10 protein-coding genes and 1 pseudogene are annotated in these 11,464 nt (G+C 72.2%); 3 read left to right on the top strand and 8 right to left on the bottom strand.

Going from position 1 to position 11,464, the window contains the following annotated elements:
- Nucleotides 1–917: hypothetical protein (locus tag DQW85_RS34745; RefSeq protein WP_205315633.1), on the top strand; the 917-nt coding region annotated here is incomplete at its 5' end.
- A 69-nt stretch (nucleotides 918–986) separates the two neighbouring features.
- On the opposite strand, the gene DQW85_RS34740 is transcribed toward DQW85_RS34745, so the two are convergent.
- Nucleotides 987–1,454 (bottom strand): hypothetical protein, encoded by a 468-nt coding sequence (locus DQW85_RS34740; protein ID WP_113703999.1) that lies wholly within the window; start codon nucleotides 1,452–1,454, stop codon nucleotides 987–989.
- A gap of 32 nt (nucleotides 1,455–1,486) precedes the next feature.
- Nucleotides 1,487–2,524 carry an aldo/keto reductase gene (locus DQW85_RS34735; RefSeq protein WP_113703998.1) on the bottom strand — a complete coding sequence of 346 codons (1,038 nt, stop codon included), beginning with the start codon at nucleotides 2,522–2,524 and terminating at the stop codon, nucleotides 1,487–1,489.
- A gap of 104 nt (nucleotides 2,525–2,628) precedes the next feature.
- On the opposite strand from DQW85_RS34735, the gene DQW85_RS34730 reads away from it, so the two are divergent.
- Nucleotides 2,629–3,579: an AraC family transcriptional regulator gene (locus DQW85_RS34730; protein ID WP_113703997.1), complete on the top strand. Its 951-nt coding sequence runs from the start codon at nucleotides 2,629–2,631 to the stop codon at nucleotides 3,577–3,579.
- Nucleotides 3,580–3,603: 24 nt separating this feature from the next.
- On the opposite strand, the gene cutA is transcribed toward DQW85_RS34730, so the two are convergent.
- The 6 genes from cutA to DQW85_RS34700 form a co-directional block, all read right to left on the bottom strand.
- Nucleotides 3,604–5,973, bottom strand: a complete 2,370-nt coding sequence (cutA, locus tag DQW85_RS34725; RefSeq protein WP_113703996.1) for an aerobic carbon-monoxide dehydrogenase large subunit — start codon at nucleotides 5,971–5,973, stop codon at nucleotides 3,604–3,606.
- Complete coding sequence (locus DQW85_RS34720; protein ID WP_113703995.1) at nucleotides 5,970–6,449, bottom strand: (2Fe-2S)-binding protein; 480 nt, start codon at nucleotides 6,447–6,449, stop codon at nucleotides 5,970–5,972. The genes cutA and DQW85_RS34720 overlap by 4 nt, the downstream gene beginning before the upstream one ends.
- 22 nt (nucleotides 6,450–6,471) lie before the next feature.
- Nucleotides 6,472–7,350 (bottom strand): FAD binding domain-containing protein, encoded by an 879-nt coding sequence (locus DQW85_RS34715; RefSeq protein ID WP_113703994.1) that lies wholly within the window; start codon nucleotides 7,348–7,350, stop codon nucleotides 6,472–6,474.
- Nucleotides 7,347–8,711, bottom strand: coding sequence for a uracil-xanthine permease family protein (locus tag DQW85_RS34710; protein WP_113703993.1), 1,365 nt, complete (start codon nucleotides 8,709–8,711; stop codon nucleotides 7,347–7,349). The genes DQW85_RS34715 and DQW85_RS34710 overlap by 4 nt, the downstream gene beginning before the upstream one ends.
- 227 nt (nucleotides 8,712–8,938) lie before the next feature.
- Nucleotides 8,939–9,142, bottom strand: a complete 204-nt coding sequence (locus DQW85_RS34705; protein ID WP_113703992.1) for an RNA-binding S4 domain-containing protein — start codon at nucleotides 9,140–9,142, stop codon at nucleotides 8,939–8,941.
- Between the two features lie 19 nt (nucleotides 9,143–9,161).
- Nucleotides 9,162–10,868: a PucR family transcriptional regulator gene (locus DQW85_RS34700; RefSeq protein ID WP_113703991.1), complete on the bottom strand. Its 1,707-nt coding sequence runs from the start codon at nucleotides 10,866–10,868 to the stop codon at nucleotides 9,162–9,164.
- Nucleotides 10,869–10,999: 131 nt separating this feature from the next.
- On the opposite strand from DQW85_RS34700, the pseudogene DQW85_RS34695 reads away from it, so the two are divergent.
- Nucleotides 11,000–11,464 (top strand): annotated as a pseudogene (locus DQW85_RS34695) (oxamate carbamoyltransferase subunit AllH family protein); the annotation flags it as partial.

The raw sequence follows: 11,464 nt of genomic DNA, 5'->3' as shown, positions 1-11,464 counted from the left end.
CCGTGGCGGCAACAGCCGGCGCCGGTGCCACCTCGGTGTCCGCCGTCGCCCACCGGCCCGGCGTGCTGCCCTCGCTGCGGCGCCACCTGGTGGCGGCGTACGACTTCGACCACCCGCTGCCCGGCGACCCGGCGCGGGAGCGCGACCAGGGCCGGTCGGGCACGGACATCACGCTCGTGAACGGCGGCGCCGCGATGCGCGCGGCGGACGGCGCGTACCGGGGCAGCAGGCACTCGCTCCAGGTCCAGCAGGTCAACCCGGCCGTCGCGGGGAACGACGACTGGAAGGCCGGCATCTACGCGGAGCCGGGCGTGCCCACCCTGAACGCCTTCAACGGCGTCCAGGGTGTCACGATCATGGGCTGGTTCAAGATGACCGGCCAGAACCCGAGCCCCAACTCCAACACCCCCGCCCCGGGCGACCTCTTCGGCGCGATCGGGCTGGCGGGGGTGCTCAGCGGCAACTCCCAGGGGCACGACGTGCGCGCCCTGCTGGAGCTCATCACGGTGAACGGGGAGATGCGCGTGGTCGCGCTCGGCCGCCGCGTGGACGGCGCCGGTTCCCAGACGTTCGCCGCGAACGAGCCGTGGCAGAGCGTGCTGCCGCCGGACGAGTGGGTGTTCCTCGCGGCCACGTTCGACTTCGACCGGGCCGCGATGCGGCTGTACAGGAACGGCAGGCCCCTCGACGGCTTCTACACGCTCACCGGAGATCCGTGGGCCGTCGAGGGGCCTCCCGAGCCTGACACCGCCTCGCCGACCGATCCCCGAGGCATCAAGATCGGCGGCAGCTTCCCGCAGAACACCAGGGAGGGCAATCCCTGCAACTGCCGGATGGACGGCCTGATGTTCCTGGACCGGGTTGCACGCCCGGCCGAGGTCCGGGCCCAGTACGAGCTGCTGGCGTCGCGGCGCTGAGGTTCGAGTCACCGGCGTCACGCCGCCGGGGACCCATGCGGACGGCTACCAGCGGGCCGCCCCAGCCCGCTAGTAGCCGCCCGCAGGCTGGGCGGGCTGAGGCGACTTGGTCCTGTGATCGTTCAGGTGCAGGTCGCCGTTGAGCGGCTTCTGCAGCGCCTTCAGCACGTTGAGGCTGGACAGCACCGTCCACCGGTGCCCGACCAGGTGGGGGTTGTACTCGGGCGCCCTGTCCATCCACACGTCCTTGTCCTTCTCGGACAGGAACGTGTTGACGAAGAACTGGCCGACCTTGGTCTTGCAGTACCCGGTCCGGATGTCCTTGGCGTCGACCTGGATGCGGGGCTTGCAGCCCACCTTGGCGGCGAGCTGCTCGACAGTGAATACGCGGAGCTCGGTGGGGTCCGGGATGGGCTCGTCCGCTCCGCCCGCGATCGGCGCCCCGCCGGTCCCGCCCCCACCACCGCCCGACGAGCAGGCGGCGACGAGTCCGACCAGCAGCAGCGCAGAAGCGGCCAGACGTGGAAATGTCGTCATGTGCCGAGATACGCAGCGCCGGAAGGGGCGGTTCACCCGGCTTCGGAACGGAATCCCGGAGGGAAGCGGTACGACTCGTCCGCCTGCATCCAGGCGGGGTACTCGACCGGGAGCGCGCTCGCCTGGTCGAGCTCGGCCAGGTCCCGCTCGGTGAGCTCCAGCCCGGTGGCGGCGAGGTTCTCCTCCAGTTGCTCGGGCCGCTTGGCGCCGATGACGGCGCTGGTCACGCCCGGCCGCGTGAGGAGCCAGGCGAGGGCGACGCCCGCCACCGTGGCCTCGTGACGGGTGGCGACCCGGCGCAGGACGTCGATGACGTCGTGGGCGCGCTCCAGGTCCACGGGCGGGAAGTCGTACTTGGCGCGGCGGGCGTTCTCGTCCCGCGCGCCGGTGCGGTCGAACTTGCCCGTCAGCAGGCCGGCGGCGAGCGGTCCCCAGACCAGCAGGGCGAGCCCCTGGTCGCCCGCCATCGGGATGATCTCCCTCTCGATGTCGCGCGCCGTGAGCGAGTAGTGCGCCTGCAGCGAGCAGAACCGGGCCCAGCCGCGCCGTTCGGAGACGCCGAGCGCCTTCATCGTCTGCCAGGCGGTGAGGTTCGAGGCGCCGATGTAGCGGATCTTGCCCTGGCGCACGGCGTCGTCGAGGGCGGCCAGCGACTCCTCGAACGGAGTGATCGGGTCGAAGGCGTGGATCTGGTAGAGGTCGATGTGGTCGGTGCGCAGCCGGCGCAGGCTGTCCTCCAGAGACCTCATGACGTGCAGCCTCGACTGGCCGACGTCGTTGGGGCCGGGTCCCACCCGCGCTGTCATCTTGGTGGCCAGCAGCACGTCGCGGCGGCGCGACCCGAGCACCTCGCCGAGGATCTCCTCCGACGCGCCGTCGCCGTACATGTCGGCCGTGTCGATGAGATTGACGCCTCGGTCGAGGGCGGCGCCGACCAGCTGGTCCGCCTCCTTCGCCTCCAGGGCGCCGACCATCTCCCATATCTGCGAGCCGCGCCCGCCGAAGCTCATGGCGCCCAGCGACAGGCGGGAGACGAAGACTCCGGTCGTGCCCAACTGTGCGTATTTCATGTCTCTGTCCTTCCTTAGGTTGTGGGGCGTGAGGCACGCTATAGCCCGCAAGATCGACAATCCATGCACGTGAGTCCGGTATTCATGCGCGATCGTCTGGAGGCGTGGTGGACCCCCTGTCCGACGTCCTGACCCTGGTGAACATCCGCAGCGCCTTCTCCTCGCGCTTCGTGGCGGCCGGGCGGTGGGCGCTGCGCTTCGAGAGCTACCGGCACATCAAGGTCGGCGCGATCGTGGCCGGCGACTGCCTCCTCACCGCCGACGGCGCGTCCTCGCTGCGGCTGTCGGAGGGTGACTGCTACCTGCTCACGGGGGGCCGGCCGTACGAGGTGGGCAGCGGTCCGGGGATCGAGCCGCGGGACGGGCACGCGGTCTTCCGCGCCTCCCCCACCCCGGGGAACGTCAGGTACGGCACCGCCGACCCGGACGCGGAACGCACCGTCATCGTGGGCGGCAGCATCACCCTCGACGATGTGACCGCGGCGCTGCTGCTCGACTGCCTGCCCCCGGCCGTCCGGATCCCCAGCGGCAGCCCCCGGGCTCAGAACCTCCGCCCCGTCCTCGGGATGCTGGAGGACGAGACCGCGGCCGGGCCGATGGGGGCGGGCGTGATGATCGAACACCTGACCCGGATCCTGTTCGTCCAGGCCCTGCGCGCCTATCTCGCCGCCGGGGAGCCGGTCCCGGGCTGGCTGGGCGCGCTGAACGACCCGCAGATCGGCGCCGCGCTCACCCTGATGCACCAGCAGGCGGTCCGCCGCTGGACGGTCGCCGAGCTGGCCGCGGAGGTGGGCATGTCGCGCTCCGGCTTCGCCTCGCGGTTCAGGACCCTCGTCGGGGTGCCGCCGCTCGAGTATCTGCTGCGCTGGCGCATGCGCTCGGCGGCCGAGACCCTGCGCACGAGCGGCCGCACGGTCGGGTCGGTGGCCGCCGAGTGGGGCTACACCTCCGAAAGCGCCTTCAGCCACGCCTTCAAGCGCGTCATCGGGGTGCCGCCCGGCCGCCATCGGGTGACGCCGCCGCCCCCTCCGGCCGCCCCCGTCGTCATGCGGTGACCCCCGGCCGGGAGGGCGAGCCGGTCAGCCGCTGTCCGCCGACCGGCGGCTTCTCAGCTCGAACAGGTCCGACGGCGAGATCGGCATGCGGTCGATCTCGATGCCCTCCGCGTCCTCGACGGCCGCCGCGACGACGGCGGACACCGGGATCACCCCGGCCTCGCCCGCGCCCTTGATGCCCAGGGGGTTCAGCGGCGACGGCGTCTCCAGGTGGGCGGTCTCGACCCGCGGCACCTCCGTGGCGTACGGCATGAGGAAGTCCATGAACGAGGCGTTGACCAGCTGCCCGTGCTCGTCGTACACCATCCGCTCGTACAGTGCCCCGCCGACGCCCTGGGCCACCCCGCCGTGGATCTGCCCCTCGACGATCATCGGGTTGATCAGCCTGCCGCAGTCGTGGACGACCGCGTACCTGACGATCCTGATCTCGGCGGTCAGCGGGTCGGTCTCGACGATCGCGGCGTGCATCCCGGCGGCGAACGTGGACCTGATCGGCGAGTAGTAGTCGCGCCCCTCCAGCCCCGGCTCGTCGCCCTCGGCGACCGGCGGCCGGTCGGGCGAGGCGGCGCCGGCGAACTGGGTGGCCTTGACCGCCTCGTCGTCGAACGCGTAGCGCAGCGGGTTGGCCAGCACGGCGACCGTGGACAGCGGGATGGAGGCCGACGGCGCGCCCACCACGTGCACCAGCCCCTCGGTGATCTCCATGTCGGCCGGGTCGGCCTCCAGCGCGTCGGCGGCGATGCGCAGCGCCTTCTCGCGGACCTTCCGGCAGGCCAGCGCGATGGCGTTGCCGCTCATCACGGCCGCGCGGGAGGCGAACGTGCCGACCGCGTAGCCGAACCTGCGCGTGTCGCCGGTGACCACCGAGACCCGTTCGATGGGCACGCCCAGCTCGGTGGCGGCGATCTGCGCGAACACGGTCTCGTGGCCCTGCCCCTGCGAGGTGAGACCGGTGGACACGTGGACCCGGCCGTCGGAGGTGACCATGACGTGCCCGCCCTCGTACGGCCCCACCCCGGTGCCCTCGACGTAGCAGCCGATGCCGATGCCCCGGCCGGGCCGCCGCTCGAAGTCGTCCCAGCCGATCAGCTCCTTGACCATCCGGAGCATCTCCGGGTAGTCGCCGCTGTCGTAGATCAGCGGGCGGCCGTCCTGGAAGATCATGCCCTGGTCGTACGGGAACTCGTCCGCCTCGATGAAGTTCGCCCGCCGCACCTCGGTGCGGTCCTTTCCCAGGTGACGGGCGATCTTGTCCATGGTGCGCTCCATGCAGAACACGCCCTGCGGCCTCCCGGCCCCCCGGTACGGCGTGACCTGCACGGTGTTGGTGTAGATGGAGCTGAATTCGACCCGGTAGGCCCCGATCTTGTACGGCCCGAGCAGCTGGGTCGAGGTGATGAGCGGCACGATGATCCCGTACGGCGTGTAGGCCCCGTGGTCGTGCAGGATCGTCACGTCCAGCCCCAGGACGCGCCCGTCGTCGTCGAACCCGACCTCGACGTGCTGCACCTGCCCCCGCTCGTGGGCCGAGGAGACGAAGTGCTCGCGCCGGTCCTCGGTCCACTTGATCTCCCGGCCGAGCAGCATCGCCGCCCACGGCACGAGGATCTCCTCCGGCCACGGGTGCATGATCTTCACGCCGAACCCGCCGCCCACGTCGGGCGCGATCACCTCGACGTGCGGCAGCGGCAGGCCGAGCGCGGCGGCGACGGCCATGCGCACGCTGGTGGAGGTCTGGGTGCTGGTGTAGACGCGCAGGTCGGTGCCGTCCCAGCGGGCGTACACGCCGCGCCCCTCCAGCGGCGTGCTGGCGCTGCGCTCGATGTCGAGCCGGAAGGCCAGCCGGTGCGGCGCCGCCTCGATGGCCTCGCGGGCGCTCGCGCCGGCGCCGGACGGCACCTCCTGCACCAGGTGGGCGCCCACGTTGCCGGGAACGTCGTCGTGGACGAGCTGCGCGCCGTGCGCCGCCTCCTCCAGGCCGACGACCGGTTTGAGCACCTCGTACTCGACCTCGATGCGCGCGCAGGCGTCCTCGGCCAGATAGCGGTCGGTGGCCACGACCATGACGACCGGTTCGCCGACGTGCCTGACCACGTCGCGGGCGAGGGGATGGGCGGTGCGGCCGTGGGTCAGCGCGGGATGCGGGATGAGCAGGGGCAGCGCGCGGCCCACCCGTTCGGGCAGGTCCTCCCAGGTGTAGACGGCGACCAGGCCCTCGACGTCGAGGGCCGCCGAGACGTCCACGTCGCGGACGCGGGCGTGGGCGTGCGGCGAGCGCACGAACGCCGCGGCCAGCGCCCCGGCGCCCAGGTCGTCGAGGTAGCGGCCCTGCCCGGTGAGCAGCCTGCCGTCCTCCCGGCGCTCCACCGGCTCGCCGAACAGCCTCGTGGTCACTGTCCCTCCTCCGCCAGCAGCTCGGCGGCACGGTGTACGGCCTTGGCGATGTTCTGGTAGCCGGTGCAGCGGCACAGGTTTCCGGAGATGCCCTCCAGCACCTCCTCGTCCGTGGGCGCCGGGTTCTCGCGCAGCAGCGCGGTCACCGTGCACAGGAAGCCGGGCGTGCAGAAGCCGCACTGCAGGGCGTGGCACTCGCCGAACGCCCGCTGCACCGGCGACGGGCCCTCCGGCCCGGCCAGCCCCTCCACGGTGGTGATCTCCTGCCCGTCCACGGTCACCGCGAACGTCAGGCAGGAGCGCACCGGCTCCCCGTCCAGCAGCACCGTGCAGCACCCGCACACGCCGTGCTCGCAGCCCACGTGGGTGCCGGTCAGGCCGAGGTCGTGGCGCAGGCAGTCGGACAGCAGCCGCCGCGCGGGCACCCGCGCCCGCCGGGCGGTGCCGTTCACGACCAGCGTGATCTCGTGCTCCACTCTCTCCTCATCCCGTCTCTCCTCATCCCGTGGCCGGGCTCGGGGCCGCCTCCTGGGCGGCCGCGCGGGCCGCGTCCTTCAGCGCCTGCTCGGCGAGGACGCCGACGAGGTGCAGGCGGTACGCGGCGCTCGCGTGGATGTCGCCCTCCGGCTCCGTGGCCTCCTGTACGGCCCGCGTGACCGCCGCCCAGTCGACCGTGGACGCGGGGCGGCGGTCGCACTCGGTCGTGACGTCGGCCACGACGGGCACCGGGCCGACGCCGATGCAGGCCACCCGGGCCGAGGCGACGTGCAGGTCCTCGTCCAGGGTCACCGCGGCGCACACCCCGGCCAGCGCGTAGTCGCCGTGCCGCCTGGCCACCTCCCGGAACGCCGTGCCCGATCCGGCCGGAAGCACCGGGAAGAACGCCGACACGGCCAGCTCTCCCGGCCGCACGGCCGACTCCATGGGGCCGACGAAGAACTCCTCGGCCGGGACGTCCCGCTCCCCCTGCCCGTGCCGCGCCAGCCGTACCGACCCTCCCAGTACGGCGAGCACGGCGGGCAGCTCCGCGGCCGGGTCGGCGTGCACCAGGCTGCCCACCACCGTGCCGCGGTTGCGGATGACGGGGTGGGCGACCAGCCGCAGCGCCTGGCCGAGCAGCGGGTGGGCGTCCGCGCGGGCCACCTGCGCGTGCCTGGCCAGCGCGCCCACCGTGACGCCCTCCGGCGCGGCCTCCAGCGTGGCCAGCGCCGCGACGCGGTTGATGTCGACCAGGTGCTCGGGCGCGGCGAGCCGCATGTTCAGCATGGGGATCAGGCTCTGGCCGCCGGCGAGCACCTTGCCGCCGACCCCGGCGAGGGTCTCCAGGGCCTCGCCGAGGTCGCGCGGAGCGTGGTAGGTGAACGGCGGTGGCTTCACCCTGTCGCTTCTCCCCCCACCGGGGACGGTGCGGGCCTGCCCGCGATGGCGCGCAGCAGGTGGTAGCCGCCCACCACCACGATGGTGCCGAGGGCGATGCCGTCGAGCCTGAACTCACCGCTGATCAAATGCTTCACGGGTCCGATCGCCAGGATGATGCCCGCGCCGATCGGGACCATGTTGACCGGGTCGGAGAAGTCCACCCGGTTCTCGATCCAGATCTTGGCGCCCAGAAGTCCTATCATGCCGTAAAGGATCACCGTGACGCCGCCCAGCACGCCGGGCGGTGTGGCGGAGACCAGCGCGCCGAACTTGGGGCAGAGCCCGAACAGGATCGCGATGACGCCCGCGATGTAGTAGGCGGCGGTCGAGTAGACCTTGGTGGCGGCCATGACGCCGATGTTCTCGGCGTAGGTGGTGGTGGGCGAGCCGCCCACGGCGCTGGCGACCACGGTGCCGACGCCGTCGGCGGCGATGGCGCGGCCCACGTACGGGTCGACGTCGACGCCCGTCATCTCGCCCACGGCCTTGACGTGGCCGATGTTCTCGGCGATCAGCGCGATGACCGCGGGCAGCACGAGCAGCACCGCCGACATCCGGAAGTCGGGCAGGTGGAAGTCCGGCAGCCCTGCCCAGGGGGCGGCCTCCAGCTTGCTGAAGTCGACCCGGAAGTGCGGCGCGATGTTCAGCGTGCCGTCGTTGTAGACGGGCACCTGGCCGAGGACGCGGTCCGCGGCCCACGACAGGGCGAAGCCGATGACCAGGCCGATGAGGATGCCGATGCGGCCGACGAACCCCTTGAACCCCACCACGATGACGAACGTCACCAGCATCGTGACCATCGCCATCCACTGGTCCTGCGGCCAGTAGACGTCGGCCACCACGAAGGCCAGCCCGAACCCGATGAGCATGACCACCGCGCCGGTGACCACCGGCGGGAAGATCTTGTGGATGATCTGGACGCCGAGGAAGTGCACGGCCAGCCCGGCGAGCGCGAGCACGAGGCCGGCGACCAGGATCGCGCCGGTGACGATGGCGTCCACCCCGGCGGTGTCGCCGCCGAAGATGGCCCGGATCGCCAGCACCCCGCCCACGAACGAGGCGCTCGTGCCGAGGTAGCTGGGCACCTTGCCCTTGACGATCAGCAGGAACAGGATCGTGGCGATGCCCGACATCATGATCGCGACGTTCGGGTCGAGCCCCATCACCAGCGGGAACACGAACGTGGCGCCGAACATCGCCACCACGTGCTGGGCCCCGAACCCCACCATGCGCGGCCACGTGAGCCGCTCGTCCGGTCTGACCACCTCTCCGGGGGCCAGATGCTTGCCGTCACCGTGTTTCGTCCAGCCCAAAACCATGAGAGCCCCTCTTCAACCGGGCCGTCGGGCAGGTGGCCGCCCCGCAGGCTCCTCCGCGGCGGTTCTTTCCATTGCGGGCACATTAGGCCCGCCGGCTCGGCGCTACACGGGCATGATCTGCCAAATTCGCTTACTCCACCAGCGTTCCCCTCACTCACCGCGTGTCACCTGGCCAGTGAGAGGAAATCAGCGAGAGGAATCTCCCGGGGCCCTGGCGGGGCGCCGGGTCACACCACTCGGATGGAGAACCCCTCGCCGCTGACGACCTGGCCGGAACGGATCTTTCGGGTCTTGCGCAGCTCCACCTCGCCGTCCACCCGCACCATGCCCTCGGCCACCAGCATCTTCGCCATGCCGCCGGTCTCGGTGATGCCGCAGTACTTGAGCAGGTCGCACAGGGGGATGTAGTCGGAGCGCAGTTCGAAGTCCACGGCACCCCAGCCTAGACGCCTAGATTCCGCGCATTCGCAGGACGTGGAGAGCGAGCGTGAGGTTGAGGCGGAGGTGGGGGTCGTCGGTGAAGTTGCCGAGCAGGCGCTCCAGCTTGCCGATGCGGTAGCGGAGCGTGTTGTAGTGGAAGTGCAGCCGCCGGGCCGTCTCGGCCACGTTGAGGTTGGTCTCCAGGAGCGTCTGGAGCGTGCGCCGCAGGTCGGAGTTCTCGGCGTCGTGGTCGCTCGCGAGCGGGCCGAGGGTCTCGCGGACGAAGGCGTGCAGTTCCTCGGTGTCGTTCACCAGCGACAGCAGCCTGTAGACGCCGAGCTGGTCGAAGTGGGCGACGGCGCCCGGCCCGTGCAGCTGGCGGCCGACGCGCGCCGCCTTGAGCGCCTGGGCGTACGCCTCGGGCAGCGTCTCGGGGCCGGGCGACGGGCGGGAGGTGCCGGTCGAGAACGTGACCGGTGGCGTGTCGGTGAAGGCGGCGGCCGCGTCCTTGGCCACCTTGGCAGCATCCACCGCCGCGCCCACGACGGCGACCACCTCGTGGGAGAAGCCCGCCACCGCGCCGCGCGGGTCGTGCCTGCGCATCGCCGCGGTCCAGCAGGCGACCAGGCGATCCTGGGCGGTGCGCTCGTCGCCGTCGGGGTCGAGCTCGGCGACGAGGACGGTGACCGGGCGTTCCAGGTCCCAGCCGAACGCCCGCGCCCGCGCGGCCACCCGTTCGGCGGTGCCCGCGCGGCCGGTCAGGACGTCGCGCAGGAAGTCGGCGCGGTATTTGCTCTCGACGGCGTTGACCGCCTCCTGGCGGGTGACGACGAGCGCGGCCACGGTGGCGGCGCGCTCCAGGATGCCGACGTCGCTGTCGCGGATCGCGCCCGACGGGCTGTAGGCGACCATCCGGCCGTGGTGGTGCCCGGCCGCGACGACGGGCACGGACACGAACTCGCGCCCCCTGCCCCCGGCCGCCTGAGCACCCGGCCGTCCGCTCGACCGGGCATCCGACCGGGCATCCGACCGGGCATCCGACCGGGCATCCGATCGGGCATCCGATCGGGCGGCCGTGCGGGGCGGGGCCGGGGTGGGGCCCTCGTGGAGCAGCGACTCGCGCAGGATCGTCACGTGGTCGGGCGGCCCGGCCGTGGCCAGGACCCGGCCGCCGCCGTCCACCGCCGCCACCGCCACGTCGAGCAGCCCCGCCACCCCTTCGGTGACCTCGTTCAGCCCGCCCCCGGCCAGCACCACCTGGACCAGCGCCCGGTGCGCCTCCTCGGCGCGGGCCAGCACCGCCGCCTGCCGGTTGAGGATGTCGGTCAGCACCTGGTTGAGGATGTCGTCGAAGCCGACGTCGTTGGGCAGCAGGATGAGCGGGAACCCGAGCCGGTCGGCCTGCTCCACCATCTCCTCGGGCAGTTCGTCCACGTAGCGGCCGAGCTTGATGGCCAGCGCCGCGAGCCCGCGCTCGTCCAGGTCGGCGACGAGGCGGCCGAGCGACTGGGGGGTGTTGCGCAACGGGTAGCCGGTGGTGAGCAGCAGCTCGTGCGGCTTCACCCAGGCCAGGATGTCGGGCACCTCCATGACGTTGAGGCGCTGCACGATGCGGCCCAGCCCGCTCCCCCCCGCGATCAGCCGGGCCTGCGCGAGGGTGGACACGCCGAGCACCTCACCCACGGAGACGCCGTGGATGATCGTTCCGGTGCTGGCGAGCCGGACGGGGGGTTCCATGGGGTCGATTGTGACCCGAGAAGCGGTCTGTCAGGAAGAGCCAACCTTCTCGCGCACTGTTGGCAAATTTCTCCGTACGGAGGGTTGAACCGGCGTTCTACGGTCAGGTCCAGGCTCGACAAGGAGGTCCCGTGACCGTCGGTACTCACGCGAGACGGCCGCGTACGCACGTGACCGGGGCCGCGAGCGAGGCGGTGCGCCCGGTGCTGGAGGCGCCGCGCAGTCCCGCCCGCGTGCTGGCCGCCTTCCCCGCGGGCGTGTACCTCGAGGTCAGGACCGACCTCGAGCCGTCGGTGATCGCCGTCATCACGGGCGAGGCGACGCGGCTGCCGAACTCCGTGCTGCTGGCGGGCGGGCTGCCGCACGTCACGGTGGGCGACGATGCCGCCGTGGGCGACGGCGTGATCCACCTCGGCCGGTTGAGCCTGCGGGCGCGCCGCTGGTGGGACCCCGCCCCGCCGCTAGGCCGGGTGGACCCGCCGCGACTGCGCGAGGCGGTGCCCCACCTGACGACCGGGACCCCGGGGCTGGCCGGGAACCAGGCCGTCGAACTGCTGGCGGCGAGCTGCGCGAGCGGCCGCCTGCTCGGCGTGGTG

It is taken from the genome of Nonomuraea lactucae, from assembly GCF_003313395.1.
Classification (GTDB): Bacteria; Actinomycetota; Actinomycetes; order Streptosporangiales; family Streptosporangiaceae; genus Nonomuraea; species Nonomuraea lactucae.
Note: the sequence above shows the minus strand (reverse complement) of the source record. Positions and strands in the feature narration are given on the sequence as shown.

Excerpts from the sequence above, each read along its gene's own strand:
- DQW85_RS34700 (WP_113703991.1), bottom strand. The coding sequence starts at position 10,868 with ATGGAACCCCCCGTCCGGCTCGCCAGCACCGGAACGATCATCCACGGC.
- DQW85_RS34710 (WP_113703993.1), bottom strand. The coding sequence starts at position 8,711 with ATGGTTTTGGGCTGGACGAAACACGGTGACGGCAAGCATCTGGCCCCC.
- DQW85_RS34735 (WP_113703998.1), bottom strand. The coding sequence starts at position 2,524 with ATGAAATACGCACAGTTGGGCACGACCGGAGTCTTCGTCTCCCGCCTG.
- DQW85_RS34740 (WP_113703999.1), bottom strand. The coding sequence starts at position 1,454 with ATGACGACATTTCCACGTCTGGCCGCTTCTGCGCTGCTGCTGGTCGGA.